The 21,363-nt window shown below is 60.0% G+C and carries 15 protein-coding genes; 13 read left to right on the top strand and 2 right to left on the bottom strand.

Annotated elements, in window-relative coordinates; genetic code table 11:
• Positions 1–215 precede the first annotated feature (215 nt).
• Together QZR30_RS02840 and QZR30_RS02845 are read right to left on the bottom strand one after the other, a co-directional pair.
• Complete coding sequence (locus QZR30_RS02840; protein WP_032877681.1) at positions 216–1,610, bottom strand: PhoH family protein; 1,395 nt, start codon at positions 1,608–1,610, stop codon at positions 216–218.
• Between the two features lie 340 nt (positions 1,611–1,950).
• Complete coding sequence (locus QZR30_RS02845) at positions 1,951–3,075, bottom strand: polysaccharide deacetylase family protein (protein WP_056845477.1); 1,125 nt, start codon at positions 3,073–3,075, stop codon at positions 1,951–1,953.
• A 120-nt stretch (positions 3,076–3,195) separates the two neighbouring features.
• Here QZR30_RS02845 and yaaA point away from each other — a divergent pair, with 120 nt between their 5' ends.
• The 13 genes from yaaA (at position 3,196) to QZR30_RS02910 (ending at position 21,278) form a co-directional block, all read left to right on the top strand.
• Positions 3,196–3,975, top strand: a complete 780-nt coding sequence (yaaA, locus tag QZR30_RS02850) for a peroxide stress protein YaaA (RefSeq protein WP_046071000.1) — start codon at positions 3,196–3,198, stop codon at positions 3,973–3,975.
• 890 nt (positions 3,976–4,865) lie between these two features.
• Positions 4,866–6,182, top strand: coding sequence for a nucleotide sugar dehydrogenase (locus QZR30_RS02855; protein WP_043049799.1), 1,317 nt, complete (start codon positions 4,866–4,868; stop codon positions 6,180–6,182).
• Positions 6,183–6,265: 83 nt separating this feature from the next.
• On the top strand, positions 6,266–7,747 hold the full coding sequence (gene alg8, locus QZR30_RS02860; RefSeq protein ID WP_162252742.1) for a mannuronan synthase: 1,482 nt from the start codon (positions 6,266–6,268) through the stop codon (positions 7,745–7,747).
• A 37-nt stretch (positions 7,748–7,784) separates the two neighbouring features.
• The gene (locus QZR30_RS02865; RefSeq protein WP_005785015.1) at positions 7,785–8,951 is read left to right on the top strand and encodes an alginate biosynthesis protein Alg44; all 1,167 of its coding nucleotides are present in this window, start codon (positions 7,785–7,787) and stop codon (positions 8,949–8,951) included.
• A 182-nt stretch (positions 8,952–9,133) separates the two neighbouring features.
• Positions 9,134–10,483, top strand: coding sequence for an alginate biosynthesis TPR repeat lipoprotein AlgK (gene algK / locus QZR30_RS02870; protein ID WP_311902944.1), 1,350 nt, complete (start codon positions 9,134–9,136; stop codon positions 10,481–10,483).
• The gene (locus QZR30_RS02875; protein WP_046070997.1) at positions 10,480–11,967 is read left to right on the top strand and encodes an alginate export family protein; all 1,488 of its coding nucleotides are present in this window, start codon (positions 10,480–10,482) and stop codon (positions 11,965–11,967) included. The genes algK and QZR30_RS02875 overlap by 4 nt, the downstream gene beginning before the upstream one ends.
• The gene (gene algG, locus QZR30_RS02880; protein WP_056845481.1) at positions 11,967–13,535 is read left to right on the top strand and encodes a mannuronan 5-epimerase AlgG; all 1,569 of its coding nucleotides are present in this window, start codon (positions 11,967–11,969) and stop codon (positions 13,533–13,535) included. Before QZR30_RS02875 ends, algG begins: the two co-directional genes overlap by 1 nt.
• An 11-nt stretch (positions 13,536–13,546) precedes the next feature.
• Complete coding sequence (locus QZR30_RS02885; RefSeq protein ID WP_046072649.1) at positions 13,547–14,995, top strand: alginate O-acetyltransferase; 1,449 nt, start codon at positions 13,547–13,549, stop codon at positions 14,993–14,995.
• Between the two features lie 8 nt (positions 14,996–15,003).
• Entirely contained in the window at positions 15,004–16,113 is a 1,110-nt protein-coding gene (locus tag QZR30_RS02890; RefSeq protein WP_081214400.1) for a mannuronate-specific alginate lyase, read from the top strand.
• A 216-nt stretch (positions 16,114–16,329) separates the two neighbouring features.
• Positions 16,330–17,862, top strand: coding sequence for an MBOAT family O-acyltransferase (locus QZR30_RS02895; protein ID WP_046070994.1), 1,533 nt, complete (start codon positions 16,330–16,332; stop codon positions 17,860–17,862).
• Between the two features lie 11 nt (positions 17,863–17,873).
• The gene (locus QZR30_RS02900; protein ID WP_046070993.1) at positions 17,874–19,046 is read left to right on the top strand and encodes an alginate O-acetyltransferase; all 1,173 of its coding nucleotides are present in this window, start codon (positions 17,874–17,876) and stop codon (positions 19,044–19,046) included.
• A gap of 16 nt (positions 19,047–19,062) precedes the next feature.
• Positions 19,063–19,719: an alginate O-acetyltransferase AlgF gene (locus QZR30_RS02905; RefSeq protein ID WP_043049782.1), complete on the top strand. Its 657-nt coding sequence runs from the start codon at positions 19,063–19,065 to the stop codon at positions 19,717–19,719.
• 107 nt (positions 19,720–19,826) lie between these two features.
• The gene (locus tag QZR30_RS02910) at positions 19,827–21,278 is read left to right on the top strand and encodes a mannose-1-phosphate guanylyltransferase/mannose-6-phosphate isomerase (RefSeq protein WP_046070992.1); all 1,452 of its coding nucleotides are present in this window, start codon (positions 19,827–19,829) and stop codon (positions 21,276–21,278) included.
• Positions 21,279–21,363 lie beyond the last annotated feature (85 nt).

Here is a 21,363-nt window from a genome sequence, read left to right on the forward strand (position 1 = left end):
ATAGGTCTTCAAAAGGTTCGTCGAATCAAGGAGGTGGCGCTCCGACGGGTTGTGGAGTGTTTTTATTGTTTTTACCGCGAGAAAAAATGTAACAAAATAATTACAAAGACCACAAGCACCCAGGGCGCGTTATCGCAGACAAATGTCGCCAACAACAAAAACCCCGGATTTCGTGAAAAATCCGGGGTGGTTCGTGGCATTTAGCCACTTGTTGGTTACAGGTGGGATTCGGCGTATTCAGCCAGGATCGAACGAGGCACCCCTTGCAGCGCGATATGCACGCCGTTGGGGAAGTCTTTGAAGCGTTCCGTCAGGTAGGTCAGCCCGGAGCTGGTCGCGGACAGGTAAGGGGTGTCGATCTGTGCCAGATTGCCCAGGCACACCACTTTGGAACCGGCGCCGGCACGGGTGATGATGGTTTTCATCTGGTGCGGGGTAAGGTTCTGGCATTCATCGATCAGGATCAGGCTCTGCTGGAAGCTGCGCCCGCGGATGTAGTTGAGGGATTTGAACTGCAACGGCACTTTGCTGAGGATGTAGTCGACGCTGCCATGGGTGTTTTCGTCATCCATGTGCAAGGCTTCGAGGTTGTCGGTGATCGCCCCTAGCCACGGCTCCATTTTTTCCGCCTCGGTGCCAGGCAGGAAGCCGATTTCCTGGTCCAAGCCCTGCACGCTGCGGGTGGCGATGATGCGGCGGTAGCGCTTGGTCACCATGGTTTGCTCGATGGCGGCAGCCAGGGCGAGGATGGTTTTGCCCGAACCTGCGGCACCGGTCAGATTGACCAGGTGGATATCCGGGTCGAGCAGCGCGTACAGCGCCAGGCTCTGGTAGATATCACGCGGTTTCAGGCCCCAGGCTTCCTGGTGCAACAGGGGTTCCTGATGCAGGTCGAGGATCAGCAGCTTGTCGACCTGGATCTCTTTGATCCAGCCCACGAAGCCTTGTTCGTCGACGATGAACTCATTGATATGCACGGCCGGCAGGTTGTCGATCAGCTGCACCTGGTGCCAGGTACGGCCGTGGTCCTGGCGGGTCTCGACCTTGCTGACACGATCCCAGAACGAGCCGGTCATCATGTGATAACCACGGGAGAGCATCGACACGTCGTCGACCAGCTGGTCGGTGCTGTAGTCCTCGGCAGCGATCCCACACGCTCGTGCCTTGAGGCGCATATTGATGTCTTTGGTCACCAGCACTACGCGCAGGTCCTTGTCGCGCGCGTGCAGGTCGATCAACTGGTTGATGATCTTGTTGTCGTTGAGGTTTTCCGGCAGCAGGCTATTGGGCTCGCTGCGCTTGCTCATCAGGATCGACAGCAAGCCCTTGGGCCCGCTCTTGCCACGCTGGATCGGCACGCCGACCTCAACATCCTCGGGCGAAGCTTCACCCAACGTCTTGTCGATCAGGCGGATGGCCTGGCGGCATTCGGCGGCAACGCTGTGGTGGCCGCTTTTGAGTTTGTCGAGCTCCTCAAGCACGATCATCGGGATGGCGACGTGATGTTCTTCGAAGTTAAGCAGTGCGTTTGGATCGTGGATCAATACGTTGGTATCAAGCACGTAAAGGATTGGCTGGTCGGAAGAAGGGGTACGTCCATGATCATCCATACTCGGTCACCTTTGTGGGAGCCAGTCGACGCAATACCTGGGCGGTGCTGCGCCTCGATTCGACCACCGACCACACCTGAGTGACGTCAAGTGCAGTGCCCACATGAGGAGTCTTGGAAGACGCCACCTGTGTTGCAGGGTTCGGCGGTCTGACTTCGTAATACCGCAAAACCCATGACAGGAAAAAGCACTTTGACGCTTTTTTGAAGTTTATTTTTCAGGATGACGAATAGCACTAGCCGAGTGCCAGCTGCCCCGTTAAAGTCGGAAGTCCGCCTGCATCGAAATGTCGCAGCAAATCACCCCTAAAAACCCTCATCCCCAACAGGGCCGGGCATTCTCAGCGAAACGCCTCGCGGCACTCCTGCCAACCCAAGCCACTCTGCGCCGTTGCCTGCAACACCATTGGTATTGCCACCCGCGCCTTGTCCTGGGTGTCATGAAAGGCAATCACACCTTTGCGCCACAGCAGCATCAGCGTCAGCACCCGTTGCGCCGACTCATCGGCCTTGAGCTTGCCCGGCTCGTCCTGGGAATCGATGTCCCACAACGCCACCTGCAAACCCTGTTGCTGGAAGAAACCCTGGCTGTCCGCGCGGCGCTGCCCATAGGGTGGGCGGAACAGCGGCAGATAGTTCTCCGGCATCAGGTTCTGCACCAGCGCGGCACTGCGGGTGATGGAGCTTTGCCAGTCAACCCAATGGCTGTGGGAACGGTACTCCCAACCCTGGATACCTACGCACTGCCCCTGGTACAGCGCCTGCACATCGGCAGCAGAGCTGCGCTCTACACGGGTTTGCAAGCTGCTGCCGAGGGCAAAGAACGTGGCGTTCATCTTCTGTTTGCGCAGGTAGTCGGTGAGCCAGTCGGTATTGCCGCCAACCGGTGCCGGGCCGCCATCGAAGGTCAGCAGGAACATGCGGTCATTGAGCTCGTCGCCATTGCGCTCATGATCACCAAAGCGCGCCACTTCACTGCTGATCTGCGGGAACAGCGCGGCCTTGCGCAGCAGTTCGTCGAGATAGCGCTCGTGGAAGTGCCGGCTGGGGGCGGCCCAGCCTATATAGAAAGAGTTGTCACTGACCTCGAACTTGCCGGCCTGCTCACGCAGGTCGTCCATGTTGTCCACCAGGAAGCAGAACGAGGCATCTTCTTCGCAGCTTTGCTGGGCGAAGCTGTAGTTCTCCAACAGCCGTTGCCACAACTGGCGACGCAGGTCGTCGATAGCCGCCAGGTTGATGATCTTCAAGCCCAGGCGCTGCTTGAGCGCGCTTTCGTCCAGGGCCTCACTGGCCAACAGGCTGTGGGCAAACATGAGGATCTCCGCACGCGAAGCCACATCGAACAGCGCCGGGCTGCTGAGTTTTTCCGGCCAGGTGCTGCGGTCGAGGCTGGCTACGTCAACCGGCGCGGCTTGGGCGGTGACGCATAGTAGACAAGCCGACAATAAAAGCGCTAATCGCACACGGGGTCTTCCTTTCCAGAGTTACCGGCCATCATAGCGGATCGCACCTATCACCATCATAGGTGGAGTCAAAACGCCCCACCCCCTAGAATCTCGCCCACGATTAAAGGAGCCAACTTCATGCTGATGGTGATTTCCCCCGCCAAAACCCTCGACTTCGAGTCCAAGCCGGTCACTGCGCGCTTCACCCAGCCGCAATACCTGGACCACTCCCAGGAACTGATCGAACAACTGCGCAAGCTGAGCCCGGCGCAAATCAGCGAGTTGATGCACGTCTCCGACAAGATCGGTGGCCTCAACGCCGCCCGCTTCGGCAGCTGGACGCCCGCCTTCACCCCGGCCAATGCCAAGCAGGCGCTGCTGGCATTCAAGGGCGATGTGTACACCGGCCTGAACGCCGAGACCTTCAGCGATGCCGATTTCAGCTACGCCCAGGATCACCTGCGCATGCTCTCGGGCCTCTACGGCCTGCTGCGCCCCCTGGACCTGATGATGCCCTACCGCCTGGAGATGGGCACCAAGCTGGCCAACGCCCGTGGCAAGGACCTCTACGCCTTCTGGAGCACGCGCATCAGCGAATGGCTGAACGAAGCATTGTCCGCACAGGGCGATGACGTGCTGCTCAACCTGGCCTCCAACGAGTACTTCTCGGCGGTCAAGCGCCCGGCCCTGAATGCGCGGGTCATCAACACCGAGTTCAAGGACCTGAAGAACGGCCAGTACAAGATCATCAGCTTCTACGCGAAGAAGGCCCGGGGCATGATGAGCCGCTTTGTGATCGAAGAGCGCATCAACGACCCGGCCAAGCTCAAGCAGTTCGATGTACAGGGCTATCGCTTCAATGCGGAGCAGTCCAAGCCGGATAACCTGGTGTTCTTGCGCGATCACGCACCGGAATAAGGCTGCACAGACACTGCGGATCAAATGTGGGAGGGGGCTTGCTCCCGATAGCGGTAATTCAGTCAACACTTCAGTGACTGACGCACCGCTATCGGGAGCAAGCCCCCTCCCACATTTTGTTTGTATTCCAAACCATAAATCGTCATTTATTTGGCGCCAGAAAAATATCCAGATACAACCCTAACGATTTCTTCACTCGACACTCGTCAGTTTTTTTCGTAGTGGCACCACTTTTTTTAAACAGTAGTGGCACAAAACTATCTTCTCTCTCCAACTCCCTACAACTACTGGCCTAAATAGCAAGTGCTATCACTATAGTACCAGTGCCATCTTTTCTAATATTTCAAGAAATTTCCAGAAACAGGATGAGCGGCCAGGAACTTCACCCTGAAGCGCCGCTCATACCACCGGTAACGAAATTCTCTGTTTACGTAAGAGATGACTTACACAGCGACCAACGGAAGTAGTCAAGTTGTCATAAAACACTTTGACTCTATGGTCATAACATCAACTGTTTGAGTTGAGGGTAGCGATAAGCACTTATTGCCAACCCTGAAGGCCAAGGCAGCGCTGACCTAAATGAGCCAGTGGTGAAAACCCAAGGCATTGATATCAAAAGGCTTTAAGCCTGTATCAAAGCCCTGCGGCACTGGCGCCGGAGCCCTCCACCAAGGAAGCCCGGCTGCATTTCAGGGCAAGCCCCAATAAAAAGGCCAAGTTGCGCACAACTTGAGTGCAATAGTTAGTCACTCACTATTCAACATGCCTGCACGCGGCAAGTCGGCGTCTATTCGCCTAACTTTCGCGGCATCAGTGACGCTTGCAAACATGAACTCCGGCCATCTATTGGCATGATTAAGAACGTCTTCAGTGACAAAGAGGTAAATGCGATGCGTATCAGCATATTTGGTTTGGGTTACGTTGGCGCGGTCTGTGCCGGTTGCCTGTCTGCCCGTGGCCACGAAGTGGTCGGCGTAGACATCTCCAAGGAAAAGATCGACCTGATCAACGCGGGTAAATCGCCAATCGTTGAACCGGGTCTGGGCGAACTGTTGAGCCAGGGCATCGAGACTGGCCGGCTGCGCGGTACCACCAACTTCGCCGAAGCCATTCGTGACACCGACTTGTCGATGATCTGCGTCGGTACGCCAAGCAAGAAAAACGGCGACCTGGAGCTCAACTACATCGAATCGGTATGCCGCGAGATCGGTTTTGTGCTGCGTGACAAGACCACCCGCCACACCATCGTGGTGCGCAGCACCGTATTGCCTGGCACCGTGGCCAACGTGGTGATCCCGATCCTCGAAGATTGCTCCGGCAAGAAAGCCGGCGTCGACTTCGGTGTCGCGGTCAACCCGGAATTCCTGCGTGAATCCACCGCCATCGCTGACTACGACCTGCCACCGATGACCGTCATCGGCGAGTTCGACAAAGCCTCCGGCGATGTCCTGCAGTCGCTGTACGAAGAACTCGACGCACCGATCATCCGCAAGGACATCGCCGTTGCCGAGATGATCAAGTACACCTGCAACGTGTGGCACGCCACCAAGGTCACCTTCGCCAACGAGATCGGCAACATCGCCAAGGCCGTCGGCGTCGATGGTCGCGAAGTAATGGAAGTGGTGTGCCAGGACAAAACCCTCAACCTGTCCCAGTACTACATGCGTCCAGGCTTCGCCTTCGGCGGTTCGTGCCTGCCAAAAGACGTGCGTGCCCTGACCTACCGCGCCGGCTCCCTGGACGTGGAAGCGCCGCTGCTCAACTCGCTGATGCGCAGCAACGAGTCCCAGGTACAGAACGCCTTCGACATCGTTTCCAGCCACGACAAGCGCAAAGTTGCGCTGTTGGGCCTGAGCTTCAAGGCCGGTACCGACGACCTGCGTGAAAGCCCACTGGTGGAACTGGCGGAAATGCTGATCGGCAAGGGCTACGACCTGAGCATCTACGACAGCAACGTCGAGTACGCCCGTGTGCACGGCGCAAACAAGGACTACATCGAAGGCAAGATCCCCCACGTGTCGTCCCTGCTCAACTCGAACTTCGACGACGTGATCAACAACTCCGACGTGATCATCCTGGGCAACCGTGATGAGAAGTTCCGTGCCCTGGCGCAGAACGCCCCGCATGGCAAGCAAGTGGTCGATCTGGTGGGCTTCATGTCCAAGGCCACCAGCGTGAGCGGCCGTACCGAAGGTATTTGCTGGTAACAGCAACGGCAAGTTTCAGGCTGCAAGTGTCTTTATCCCCAGCGCTTGCAGCCTGAAGCCTCCTCCCCCTGCGGATGACGCTTATGTCCAAGTTAAAACATATATTTCTGCAAGCGGCCGGCTGGTTGTTCTTCCTCAGCCTGCTGATGGGTCTCGCCCTGCTGTTGCCGGCGAGCACCTTCGATTCGCAATCGAAGAATTTTATTTTCCTGATTGGTGCCGTGGGTATCTGGCGCTACTCCATGGGCGCGACGCATTTCTTTCGCGGCATGCTGTTCCTGTACGTGGTCTATCCGCACCTGCGCCGCAAAGTGCGCAAGCTGGGCAAGGCCGCCGACCCGTCCCATGTGTTCCTGATGGTCACCAGTTTCCGCATCGACGCGCTGACCACCGCCCAGGTCTACAGCTCGGTGATCCGTGAAGCCATCGAATGCGGCTTCCCTACTACCGTGGTCTGCTCGCTGGTGGAAATGTCCGATGAGCTGCTGGTCAAGAGCCTCTGGGAAAAGATGAACCCGCCGGCCCACGTCAAGCTCGACTTCGTGCGCATCGCCGGTACCGGCAAGCGTGACGGCCTGGCCTTTGGTTTCCGTGCTATCTCTCGCCACCTGCCGGATGACCGCGCCGTGGTAGCCGTAATCGATGGCGACACGGTGCTGGCCGAAGGTGTGGTGCGCAAGACCGTGCCGTGGTTCCAACTGTTCGGTAATGTCGGCGGCCTGACCACCAACGAATTCTGCGAAGTACGCGGCGGCTATATCATGAGCGAGTGGCACAAGCTGCGTTTCGCCCAGCGCCACATCAACATGTGCTCCATGGCCTTGTCCAAGCGCGTACTGACCATGACCGGGCGCATGTCGGTGTTCCGTGCCAGCGTGGTCACCGACCCGGGCTTTATCGCCGACGTGGAAAGCGACTCGCTGCAACACTGGCGCCTGGGGCGCTTCAAGTTCCTGACCGGTGATGACAAGTCCAGCTGGTTCAGCCTGATGCGCCTGGGCTACGACACCTTCTACGTGCCGGACGCCGCGATCAACACCGTGGAACATCCGCCGGAAAAAAGCTTCATCAAGGCCAGCCGCAAGCTGATGTTCCGCTGGTATGGCAACAACCTGCGCCAGAACTCCCGCGCCCTCGGCCTGGGTGTACGTCGCCTCGGCCTGTTCACCAGCGTAGTGCTGTTCGATCAGCGCGTGTCGATGTGGACCTCCCTGCTAGGCCTGACCGTGGCGATGATTGCCACCTTCAAGTACGGCGGCGCGTTCATCCTGGTCTACCTGCTGTGGATCGGTCTTACCCGCCTGATCCTGACCCTGCTGCTGTCGTGCTCGGGCCACAAGATCGGCCCGGCCTACCCGATGATTCTCTATTACAACCAGATCATGGGCGCGTTGGTGAAGATCTACGTGTTCTTCCGCCTTGATCAACAGTCCTGGACCCGCCAGGACACCAAACTGACCCGCGATTTGGCCAGCTTTCAACGTTGGTTCAACACCTGGTCGTCTCGGACCATGACCTTCTCCGCCGGCAGCATCTTCGTTGCCGTGTTGCTGATGATGGTCTGACCCTGCCAAGCCTGAATTAACTAGGAACTAGAACATTATGAACAGCCAAGTAAACGCCAACGTTGTCCACGAATCCGAAGCCCAGCGCCAGCATGCACGGGTCAAAATCCCGGCCAAGCTGCGCTTCTTCAACAGCGACCGCACGCCGACCGAAGCGCGGGTCATCGACCTGTCCGCCGGCGGCCTGGCCTTCACCGCGACCCAGCCGCTCACCGTCGGCCAGGTGCACAAGGGCCGCCTGCAGTTCGTGATCGATAACCTCGGCCTGGCCATGGATGTGGAGCTGCAGATTCGCTCCTACGACCGCCAGACCGGCCGCACCGGCTGCCAGTTCCAGAACCTCGATGCCCAGGACATTTCCACCCTGCGCCACCTGATCACCTCGCACCTGTCCGGCGACATCGTGACCATGGGCGACGTGCTGGCGACCCTGCAACGCGACAACTTCACCAAGGCACGCAAGGTCAAGGACGGCGGCAGCGGCATGACCGCATTCGGTCGCCTGCGTGCCGTGACGTTCAGCCTGGCGATTTTCCTGGTGGGCCTGGCCGCGTTCGGTTTTGTCTTCAAATCGCTGTACGGCATGTACTTCGTCAGCCACGCCCAGGCCGGCCTCGTCAGCGTACCGGGCATGAACGTAACCATGCCGCGTGACGGCACCGTGCAGAGCCTGCTCAAAGGTGACTCGGTAGCGGCCAAGGGCGCGCCACTGGCGACGTTCAGCACCAGTATGCTCGACGTGCTCAAGGGCCACCTGGACGAAGACCAACTGCAACCGGCCAAGGTTGAAGAGCTGTTCGGCAAGCAAATGACCGGCACCCTCACCTCGCCATGCGATTGCGTGGTCGCCCAGCAACTGGTCGCCGACGGCCAGTACGCCAGCAAGGGCGATGTGATCTTCCAACTGGTGCCGCGTGGCAGCCAGGCTAACGTCGAAGCCCGCTTCACCTACCGCCAGTTTGGCGATGTGCGTCCAGGTACGCCGGTGAGCTTCCAGGTCGCCGACGAAGAACAGGTTCGCACCGGCACCATCGTCAGCAGCACCAGCCTGAACAGCGCCGACCTGTCCTCTGACATCCGTGTGCAGATCAAGCCCGACGCACCGCTGGACAGCACCTACGCCGGTCGCCCGGTGGAAGTCACCAGTGACCGCGGCCCATCGCTGAACTGGCTGATCGACAAAGCCATGGCCCACGGTCTGTAAGCGAGGACATGCCTGTGAACCCTATTCCAACAACACCGCTGACCTCTGTGGGAGCCGGGCTTGCCCGCGATGCAGGCGACTCGGTGCATCAGTTGCACCGCAGCGATGCCATCGCAGGCAAGCCAGCTCCCACACAGAGCAGTTTTCACTTGGCCTCTGCGTACTGCGCGCTGGCACTGGCCATGAGCCTGGCCGGTTGCGCCGGCCTGCCCGACCAACGCCTGGCCAATGAAGCGCTGAAACGCGGCGATACCGTCACCGCGCAGCAGAATTACCAGCAACTGGCAGACCTGGGCTACAGCGAGGCCCAGGTGGGCCTGGCCGATATCCAGGTAGGCACCCGCGATCCGGCGCAAATCAAGCAGGCCGAAGCCACTTACCGTGCGGCGGCGGACACTTCGCCCCGCGCCCAGGCGCGCCTTGGCCGCCTGCTGGTGGCCAAGCCCGGTGCCACTGAAGCTGAGCACCATGAAGCCGAAAGCCTGCTGAAAAAAGCCTTCGCCAATGGCGAAGGCAACACCCTGATCCCGCTGGCGATGCTGTACCTGCAATACCCGCACAGCTTTCCCAACGTGAATGCCCAGCAGCAGATCAGCAAATGGCAAGCGGCCGGTTACCCGGAAGCCGGCCTGGCCCAGGTGCTGCTGTATCGCACCCAAGACACTTACGACCAGCACCTGGATGACGTCGAGCGCATCTGCAAGGCCGCGTTGAACACCACCGATATCTGCTATGTCGAGCTGGCCACGGTCTACCAGAAAAAAGCCGAGCCGGAAAAACAGGCTGAGCTGCTCAAGCAGATGGAAGCAGGCTACAGCCGTGGCAGCGTCACCGCCCAGCGCGTCGACAGCGTGGCCCGCGTACTCGGTGATGCCAGCCTCGGCACGCCGGACGAAAAAACCGCCCAGGCTTTGCTTGAAAAAATCGCCCCTGCCTACCCGGCCTCCTGGGTCAGCCTGGCGCAACTGCTCTACGACTTCCCCGAAATGGGCGACGTCGACCAGATGATGAAGTACCTCGACAACGGCCGCGCCGCCGACCAGCCGCGCGCCGAACTGCTGCTGGGCAAGCTCTACTACGAAGGCAAGTGGGTGCCGGCCGACGCCAAGGCCGCCGAAGCCCACTTCGAAAAAGCCGTGGGCCGTGAAGTGGCCGCCGATTACTACCTCGGCCAGATCTACCGCCGTGGCTACCTGGGCAAGGTCTACCCGCAAAAAGCCCTGGACCACCTGCTGACCGCTGCGCGCAACGGCCAGAACAGCGCCGACTTCGCCATCGCCCAACTGTTTTCCCAAGGCAAGGGCACCAAGCCCGACCCATTGAACGCCTATGTCTTCAGCCAACTGGCCAAGGCCCAGAACACGCCAGAGGCCAATGACCTGGCTACCCAGCTCGAGGCGCCATTGACCCCTGAGCAACGCGCCGAAGGCCAACGCCTGGTGCAACAGGAACTGGCCGCCCGCGGCACCCTGGCCCAAAGCACGCTGCAACTGCACGCCCTGCAAGAAGAAGACGGCGAGGAATCCCTATGAAGCTCAACCCATTCGTCAAGGCCGGTATCGGCCTGACCTTCGCCCTGCTGTGGTCGTGCCCGACCCTGGCCGCGCTGACCGAAGCCAAGAACTTCGGCCTGGAGGTCAAAGCCACTGCACAGTCCGAAGATGACCGCGACCTCGGCACCCAGAAAGGCGGCGACGTCAACGGCATCGGCCTCGACCTGCGCCCGTGGATCTACGGCGAAAGCGGCGCGTGGAGTGCCTACGCCATGGGCCAGGCCGTCGTGTCCAGCGACATCATCGAGACCGACACCTTGCAACAGTCGGCCGATGACACCACCGAACAGTCGAGCAACGACGACCGCAAGGCCAAGAAAAACTACCTGGCCCTGCGCGAGTTCTGGGTTGGCTACAGCGGCTTCACGCCCTACCCCGGCGAGATCCTCAAGTTCGGTCGCCAACGCCTGCGCAATGACGACGGCCAATGGCGCGACACCAACATCGAAGCGCTGAACTGGACCTTCGACACCACCTTGCTCAAGGCCAATGTCGGCGCCGCCGAACGTTTCAGCGAGTACCGCACCGACCTCAAGGAACTCTCGCCCAAGGACAAGGACCGCCAGCACTTCTACGCCGACGCCGCCTACCAGTGGACGCCGGGCCAGTGGATCGGCCTGCGCGGTCACCACACCCATGACGACGGCAAGCTCGACTACGCCGAACCAGGCGTGGCCACGGACCCGTTGGACAAACGCGAGAACGGCGACCTGACCTGGCTCGGCATCGAAGCCAACAGCGACGCCTACAACTGGCGCAATACCAACACCGTCAACTACTGGGCCAGCATCACCGGCATGCGCGGCGACCGCGACACCGTAAATGCCTTGAATGCCGACGGCACTCGTCCGACCAATGCCAAGCGCAGCGATAACGTGAGTGGCTGGGCCACCGACCTCGGCGTGCGTCTGCGTCTGGACCCGCAATGGCAAGTGGGCGCGGCCTACTCCCGCGCCAGTGCCGAGTACGAGCAGAACGGCCTGCAAAGCAACCGTTCGAACTGGACCGGCACCCAATCCCGCGTGCACCGCTTCGGCGAAGCGTATCGCGGCGAGATGAACAACATGCAGTCCATGAGCCTGTTCGGTTCCTGGCAGCTGCGCGAGGACTACGACGCCAGCCTGGTGTACCACAAGTTCTGGCGCGTGGACGGCAACAAGCCGGTGGGCAGCAACGGTATCGATGCAGTGCAGAACAACACCGATGACGTCACCGGCGCGATCCTCTCCAGCACGTCCCTGCCTCTGGAAGACGGTAAGAAAGACCTCGGCCAGGAGATGGACCTGGTGGTCACCAAGTACTTCAAGAAAGGCTTGCTGCCCGCCGCGCTGAGCCAGTCGATCGACGAGCCGTCGGCCCTGGTGCGCTTGCGTGCCGGCGTGTTCAAGCCGGGCGACGCCTATGGCAGCCAGGTCGACTCCTACATGCACCGCGCGTTTGTCGACGTGGTCTGGAAATTCTGATGGGAGCCTGCGCCATGAATGCTCAAAGCCTACTCGTCGCGGCAATGCTGTTGGCCAGCGCCACAGCGTTCGCCGATACGACGGCCAAGGCGCCGATCATCGCCAAGGAACTGCAACAGGCCAAGACCTACACCATTTCCAGCCCGCCCACCGCGCCGCTGGAAATGGCCAAGCCTGCCCTGCCGGACCTGTCGGGCTACACCGCCGCAGCCATGGAAAAGAAGATCGTCAAGACCAAGCCGGGCAAGATCAGCGTGCGCCGCATGATGCAGGAAGACGCGCTCAAGGACTTTATCGGTGGCGATAACAAGATGGCCGAATGGGTAGTGCGCCAGCACGGCATTCCCCAGGCGATCTTTGTCGACGATGGCTACATGAACCTCAAGGACCTGCTGGGCAAGGTGCCCAAGCAGTACTTCAGCGAAACGTCGCCGGGTGTCTTTTTGGCCAAGCTGCCGATCGTGGTCGGGCGCAAGGGCATCCTCGATATCGACAAAAATACCCAGGAATTGCGTCTGTCCCAGCAAGCCGGCTCGTTTTTGATCAACGACGGCCAGCTGTTTGTGCGCGATACCAAGGTCACCGGTTGGGATGAAAAAGCCAATGGCCCGGCGCTGTTCAAGTCGGCCAAGGAATTCCGCCCGTTCCTGCTGGCCTGGGGCGGCACCGAGACCTATATCTCCAAGACCAAGATGGCCAGCTTCGGCTACGCCAACAGTAAGTCCTACGGGGTGAGTATTTCCCAGTACACGCCGAACATGGCCAAGGTGCTCAAGCGTCCTGAGCCGACCGGCTGGATCATCGACTCCGAGTTCTCGGACATGTGGTACGGCTTCTATTGCTACGAGACCACGGGCTTCGTGATCAAGGGCAATACCTACAAAGACAACATCGTCTACGGCATTGACCCCCATGACCGTTCCCACGGCCTGATCATCGCCGACAACACGGTGTACGGCACCAAGAAGAAGCACGGCATCATCATTTCCCGGGAAGTGAACGACAGCTTCATCTTCAACAACCGCAGCTACGACAACAAGCTCTCAGGCCTGGTGATCGACCGTAACAGCGTGAACAACCTGATCGCCGACAACGAGATCTACCGCAACCACACCGACGGCATCACCCTCTATGAGAGCGGCGACAACCTGCTGTGGGGCAACAAGGTCATCGCCAATCGTCGCCACGGCATTCGTGTGCGTAACAGCGTGAATATCAAGCTCTACGAAAACACCTCGATGGCCAACGGCCTGACGGGGCTCTACGGCCACATCAAGGACTTGACCGACACCGACCGCGACATTGCCCTCGACCCATTCGACGCTAAGGTCTCGCTGATCGTGGTAGGTGGTGAACTGGCGGGCAACGGCAGCGGGCCGCTGTCCATCGATTCGCCGCTGAGTGTCGAGCTGTACCGCGTGTCGATGCTGGCGCCGACCAAATCCAGCGGCATCAGCTTCAACGGCATTCTTGGCGAGCGCCAGGAAGAAATTCTCGACTTGCTGGTGCGCCAGCAGAAAGCCGTGCTGATCGACCCTGTCGAACGCCAGACCGAAATGCAGGACTGAGGATGACCCTTATGCACCCACACATGATCAAACTGCTGAGCCTCTCGGGTCTGACCCTCGGCCTGCTTGCGGCCAGCCAGGGCGTGCGCGCCGACGAAGTCAAGGCGCCGACCTTCACCGCCGAGCCATGCTGCAGCCTGTGCCCGGCCGCCCATGACGCGAAGAACTACACCACGCGCTACCAGCAGAACTTCACCACTCTGGTACAAGCCCAGGGCGACTGGCTGTTTCGTACCCAGGAAGACCTGCGCACCGAATTCGACACCACACCGGCAGGCTACAAACGCATGCAGCAGTTGCACGATGCGTTCAAGGCCAAGGGCGTGGAACTGGTGGTGGTCTACCAACCGACCCGTGGCCTGGTGAACCGCAACAAGCTCAACCCCGAAGAGAAAGCCAAGTTCGACTTCGACAAGGCCCTGACCAACTACAAGACCATGCTTGGCCGTTTCGCCAAGATGGGCTACGTAGTGCCGGACCTTTCGCCACTGACCAACGAGCAATTGCCAGACGAATTGCCGGCCCACGATTTCTACTTCCGCGGTGACCAGCACTGGACCCCGTACGGAGCCCAGCGCACGGCGAAAATCGTCGCGGCCAAGGTCAAGCAAATGCCTGAGTACGCCGAAATTCCCAAGCGCGAATTCGAGACCAAGCGCTCGGGCCGCATGGGCAAGACCGGCACCCTGCACAACATGGCCGGGCAACTGTGCGGCACCAGCTATGCGATCCAGTACATGGACCAGTTCACCACCGAGCCCAAGGGCGAAGCCGGTGACGGCGACCTGTTCAGCGATTCGGGCAACCCGCAGATTACCCTGGTGGGCACCAGCCACAGCGGCAAGAACTACAATTTCGCCGGCTTCCTCCAGGAGGAAATCGGCGCCGACATCCTTAACGTCGCCTTCCCCGGCGGTGGCCTGGAAGGGTCGATGATCCAGTACCTGGGCAGCGACGAATTCCAGAAGACTCCGCCGAAGATCCTGATCTGGGAATTCTCGCCGCTGTACCGCCTCGACCAGGAAACCATCTATCGCCAGATGATGGCGCTGCTGGACAACGGGTGCGAAGGCAAGACCGCGCAGATGTCCGCCAGCACCACCCTCAAGCCCGGCAAGAACGAGCTGATGGTCAACAGTGCCAACAAGGACCTGCGCAACGCCAATCACCAGGTCGATATCCGCTTCGCCGATCCGTCGGTGAAAACCTTGCAAGCCACCCTCTGGTATATGAACGGTCGCCACGAGGACATCAAGATCGAGAAACCCGAAACATCCGATACAGACGGGCGTTTCGCCTTTGAACTGCGCACCGATGAAGACTGGGCCTCGCAGAACTTGCTGGCCGTGGAAGTGCAGGGCCCGGAACAGGGTGCTGCCGCGCAGAAGGTCGAAGCGAAAATTTGCACACGCAACGTATTCCCAGCCGGCGGTCAACAAACCGCTTCAACCGGGCAATGAGGTTACTTATGCAAAAGTTATTGATTCCATCGTTGCTGGGCCTGGCGATCTTCGCCGGGGCCGCCAACGCCGCCGCGCCACTGCGTCCGCCTCAGGGCTATTTCGCACCGATCGAAGCGTTCAAGACCGGCGACTTCAAGAATGACTGCGACGCCATGCCAGCGCCGTACACCGGTTCGCTGCAATTTCGCAGCAAGTACGAAGGTTCGGACAAGGCGCGCTCCACGCTGAATGTGCAGTCCGAAAAGGCCTTTCGCGACAGCACCGCCGACATCACCAAGCTGGAAAAAGACACCAGTAAGCGCGTGATGCAGTTCATGCGTGACGGCCGCCCCCAGCAGCTCGAATGCACGCTGAACTGGCTGGTGTCGTGGGCCAAGGCCGACGCGCTGATGTCCAAGGACTTCAACCACACCGGCAAATCCATGCGCAAATGGGCACTGGGCAGCATGGCTTCAGCCTATGTACGCCTGAAATTCTCCGAGTCGCAGCCGCTGGCCAAGCACCCGCAGGAATCCCAACAGATCGAAGCCTGGTTCAACAAGCTGGCCGACCAGGTGGTAAGCGACTGGGACAACCTGCCGCTGGAAAAAACCAACAACCACTCCTACTGGGCCGCCTGGTCGGTGATGGCGACTTCCATCGCCACTAACCGCCGCGACCTGTTTGATTGGGCGGTGAAGGAATACAAGGTCGGCGCCAACCAGGTCGATGACCAAGGCTTTTTGCCGAACGAGTTGAAGCGCCAACAGCGCGCCCTGTCGTATCACAACTACGCCCTGCCGCCGCTGTCGATGATCGCCAGTTTTGCCCTGGTCAACGGCGTGGACCTGCGCCAGGAAAACAACGGCGCGCTCAAACGCCTGGGCGACAAGGTGCTGGCCGGGGTGAAAGACCCGGAGATCTTCGAGCAGAAGAACGGCAAAGAGCAGGACATGAAGGACCTCAAGGAAGACATGAAATTTGCCTGGCTTGAGCCCTTCTGCACGCTCTACACCTGCGCGCCGGATGTGATCGAGCGCAAGCATGAGATGCAGCCGTTCAAGACATTCCGCCTGGGTGGCGACCTGACCAAGGTCTACGACCCGGCGCACGAAAAAGGCAAAAAAGGTTCCTGAGCAAACGCGGTAAAAAATGTGGGAGGGGGCTTGCTCCCGATGGCGGTGTAACAGTCGCCATCTGTGCTCAATGACACACCGCTATCGGGAGCAAGCCCCCTCCCACATTTGAAGCCGGTTTCGTCAGTAGAAATGCAATACAACCTCCCCCGAAATCGTGGGGGGGTTTGGGGGGGCTCTGGCCCTTGACTGTTGGTTAAACATGGAGAGATCGGGATGGTTTTCTCGTCCAATGTGTTCCTGTTTCTGTTCTTGCCGATCTTTCTCGGCTTGTACTACTTGAGCGGGCAACGCTATCGCAATCTGCTGCTGCTGATTGCCAGCTACGTGTTCTACGCCTGGTGGCGAGTGGACTTCCTGGCGCTGTTCGCCGCCGTCACGCTGTGGAACTACTGGATCGGCCTCAAGGTCGGTGCCGCCGGCGTGCGTACCAAGCCGGCGCAGCGCTGGTTGCTGCTCGGCGTGGCAGTCGACCTGTGCATCCTCGGCTATTTCAAGTACGCCAACTTCGGCGTCGACAGCATCAACGTGATGATGAAGTCGGCGGGCCTGGAGCCTTTCATCCTCACCCACGTGCTGTTGCCGATCGGGATCTCGTTCTACATCTTCGAGTCCATCAGCTACATCATCGACGTGTACCGTGGCGACACCCCGGCGACCCGCAACCTGATCGACTTCGCGGCGTTCGTGGCGATCTTCCCGCACTTGATTGCCGGCCCGGTGTTGCGTTTCCGTGACCTGGCCGACCAGTTCAACAACCGCACCCACACCCTCGACAAGTTCTCCGAGGGCTGCACGCGGTTCATGCAGGGTTTCATCAAGAAAGTCTTTATTGCCGACACCCTGGCGGTGGTGGCCGACCATTGCTTCGCCTTGCAAAACCCCACCACCGGCGACGCCTGGCTGGGTGCACTGGCCTACACCGCGCAGCTGTACTTCGACTTCTCCGGCTACAGCGACATGGCCATCGGCCTGGGCCTGATGATGGGTTTTCGCTTCATGGAAAACTTCAAACAGCCGTACATCAGCCAGTCGATCACCGAGTTCTGGCGGCGCTGGCACATCAGCCTCTCTACCTGGCTGCGTGATTACCTGTACATCACCCTGGGCGGCAACCGCAAAGGCACGCTGACCACCTATCGCAACCTGTTCCTGACCATGCTGCTCGGTGGCCTGTGGCACGGTGCGAACATCACCTACATCGTCTGGGGCGCCTGGCACGGCATGTGGCTGGCGGTTGAAAAAGCCATTGGCCTGAACACCGCGCCGCGCAGCTTCAATGTGCTGCGCTGGGCCTTCACTTTCCTGCTGGTGGTGATGGGCTGGGTGATCTTCCGCGCTGAAAACCTGCACGTCGCCGGGCGCATGTACGGTGCGATGTTCAGCTTTGGCGAGTGGTCGCTGTCGGAACTCAACCGCGCCAACCTCACCGGCCTGCAAGTGGCGACCCTGGTGGTGGCCTACGCGACCCTGGCGTTCTTCGGCCTGCGCGACTTCTACACTAATCGCCCTGCCGAGAAAACCAAGCCGGCCGACCCGAGCCTGATCAAGGCAGTGCCTGGCGACAACCCTGGCAGCATCCACGAGCCTGGTTTCAGCGTAGGCCGTGACGCCGCCGTGCAACCGGCCTACTGGACCGCTGACTGGCCACGCTACGCCATGCGCGCTGCGGTGCTGCTGCTGTTCGTGGCGTCGATCCTGAAACTGTCGGCGCAGAGTTTCTCGCCGTTCCTTTACTTCCAATTCTGAGGGAGCCGACCATGACCCGTTCATTACGCGTCCTCTATATCAGCCTGTTCATGGTGCTGTTGCTGGCACTGGGCGCCTGGTCGCTGCGCAGCTTCATGGGCTTCAGCACCAATGCTGACGCCACCGTGCTTAACGGGCGCTGGACCAAAGCCGTCGAGACCCATTACGACGACGAATTCCCGATCAAGCGCATCGGCACCAACCTGTGGGCAGCGCTGGACTACAAGCTGTTCAATGAGGGCCGCCCTGGGGTGGTGCTGGGCCGCGATCACTGGCTGTACAGCGATGAGGAATTCAACCCCGCCGTCAACGAAGACCAGAACCTGGAGGGCAACTACGCGCTGGTCGAGGGCGTGCGCCAGAAGCTCAAGGCCCAGGGCATTCAATTGGTAATGGCGATCGTGCCGGCCAAGGTGCGCTTGTACCCGGAACACCTGGGTGAGGTGAAACCGGCGAGCATTCACGCCAACCTGTACCAGGACTTCCACGCCCGGGTCGCCGCCGACAACATCCCGGCCCCCGACCTGCTTGGGCCGCTGCAACAGGCCAAGCTGGGCGGCAAGCAGGTATTCCTGCGCACCGACACCCACTGGACGCCGGATGGCGCGGAAATCGCCGCCAAGCAACTGGCGAAAACCATTGCCGACAAGACCCCGCTGAGCGGCGAGCCGCAGCGTTTTGTCACCGAGGCCGAAAAGATCGAGCCACACAAAGGCGACCTGCGCTTGTTCCTGCCCCTGGACCCGCTGTTCGAAAACCTGATGCCACCTAAAGAGCCGCTGGAAAAACGCGTCACGCACCTGGCCGAAACCAAAGGCGACGACGCGCTGTTCAGCGACAGCGAAACCCCAGTGGCACTGGTGGGCACCAGCTACAGCGCCAACCCCAACTGGAACTTCGTCGGCGCCCTCAAGCAAGCCCTGGGCAGTGACGTGGTCAGCTACGCCGAAGACGGCCACGGCCCGATCCTGCCGATGCTCAGCTACCTGAAAAGCGACGACTTCAAGAACAACCCGCCCCAGGTGCTGATCTGGGAATTTCCCGAACGCTATCTGCCCGTAAATAACGAAATCGGTGATGCCGACCCATCGTGGGTTGCGCAGCTTAAACAAGCCGGTTCGCGCCAACAGAACATGGCAAGCAACACACCTAAATCCGAGACGCCCGACCGGGCGCAAAACTGAAAGAGAGGTAACTCACATGACTTTCACTACTACTCCGCGTCGTCTCGCCAAGACCCTGGCCATCGCTGCCGGCTTGAGCTTCGTATCGATGTCAGCCTTCGCCGGTGGTGACGCCGCCCTGTACGGCCCAACCGCGCCAAAGGGTTCGAGCTTCGTGCGCATCTACAACGCCAGCAACCAGGAAGTCAGCGCCACCGTCGGCAGCACCAACCTCAGCGACGTGGCGCCATTGGCCAGCAGCGACTTCAGCTTCATGCCGGGCGGTGACTACAGCGCCAAGGTCGGCAGCCAGACCGTGCCGGTCAAACTCGCTGCCGATCACTACTACACCCTGGTCAACAACAGCAGCGGCCAACCTCAGTTGATCGAAGAGCCGCCGTTCAAGAACAAGCAGAAATCCCTGGTACGCGTGCAGAACCTCAGCGACAAGGCCCTGACCCTGAAAACTGCCGACGGCAAGACCGATGTGGTCAAGTCGGTGGCCGCCAAGGGCCGTGGCGAGCGCGAGATCAACCCGGTGAAGGTGAGCCTGGCGCTGTATGACGGCGACAAGAAGGTCGGCGATGTGAAGCCGGTTGCCCTGGAGCGCGGTGAGGCAGCGGTGCTGTACGTCACCGGTTCCGGTTCGAGCCTGTCGCCAGTCTGGGTGAAACGCCCGGTGTCGACCCGCTGAATGAATTTTCCTGGTCGGCTGCGGCCGGCCAGGATACGAGACAAAAACAAGAGTGAAACGACAAACCTTCGTAGCTCTGACCCAAACTGATTCAAGGAGAAACACCCATGATCCCAGTAATCCTTTCCGGTGGTAGCGGCTCACGTCTTTGGCCGCTTTCGCGTAAACAGTTCCCCAAGCAGTTCCTGGCCCTGACCGGCGAGCACACGCTGTTCCAGCAAACCCTGGAGCGCCTGGTGTTCGAAGGCATGGACTCCCCTATCGTGGTCTGCAACAAAGACCACCGCTTCATCGTCAATGAGCAACTGAGCGCACGTAAGCTCGAATGCCAACGCATCCTGATGGAGCCATTTGGCCGCAACACCGCACCGGCCGTGGCCCTGACCGCGATGATGCTGGTTAACGAAGGCCGCGACGAACTGATGCTGGTGCTGCCCGCCGACCACGTGATCGACGACCAGAAAGCCCTGCAACGTGCCCTGGCCCTGGCCACCGTGGCCGCCGAGCGTGGCGAGATGGTGCTGTTCGGCGTACCGGCGACCCGTCCGGAAACCGGTTACGGCTACATCAAGTCCACCAACGACTCGCTGCTGCCCGAAGGTGTGAGCCGCGTGCAGCAGTTCGTGGAAAAACCCGATGAAAAGCGCGCCATCGAGTTCGTCAAAAGCGGTGGTTACTTCTGGAACAGCGGCATGTTCCTGTTCCGTGCCAGCCGCTTCCTTGAAGAGCTGAAAAAGCACGATCCGGACATCTACGACACCTGCGTACTGACCCTGGAGCGCAGCGAGCAGACCCACGACACCGTGACCTTCGACGACGCCACCTTCGCCTGCTGCCCGGACAATTCCATCGACTACGCAGTAATGGAAAAAACCCAGCGTGCCTGCGTGGTGCCATTGAGCGCCGGCTGGAGCGACGTGGGTTGCTGGGCCTCGCTGTGGGCGGTCAATGACAAAGACGCCAACGGTAACGTCAGCAAAGGCGACGTGGTGATCCAGGACAGCCGCAACTGCATGGTGCATGGCAACGGCAAACTGGTGTCGGTGATCGGCCTTGACAACATCGTGGTGGTGGAAACCAAGGACGCGATGATGATTGCCCACAAGGACAAGGTCCAGGGCGTCAAGCAGATGGTCAACACCCTCAACGAGCAAGGCCGCAGCGAAACCCAGAACCACTGCGAAGTCTATCGTCCGTGGGGCTCCTACGACTCGGTGGACATGGGCGGGCGCTTCCAGGTCAAGCACATCTCGGTCAAGCCGGGCGCGTGCCTGTCCCTGCAGATGCACCACCACCGTGCCGAACACTGGATCGTAGTCAGCGGCACCGCCGAAGTCACCTGTGACGAGAACGTGTTCCTGCTTTGCGAGAACCAGTCCACCTACATCCCGATCGCCTCGGTGCACCGCCTGCGCAATCCGGGCAAGATCCCGTTGGAGATCATCGAAGTGCAGTCGGGCAGCTATTTGGGCGAAGACGATATCGAGCGCTTCGAAGATATCTACGGTCGCTCGACGCCGGTTGAACGTGGCGTGTCGGTGAAAACTATCGCGCAATAAAACAGTCGTACAAGAAGCCCTCACCCAGCCCATTGCGTCCCCTATCCGCAGTGGGTTGGGTGGGGGCTTTTTGCTTCCACGCTCT

Origin of the sequence: Pseudomonas sp. rhizo25, assembly GCF_031931935.1 — a bacterium.
In the GTDB taxonomy this organism is placed as follows: domain Bacteria; phylum Pseudomonadota; class Gammaproteobacteria; order Pseudomonadales; family Pseudomonadaceae; genus Aquipseudomonas; species Aquipseudomonas synxantha.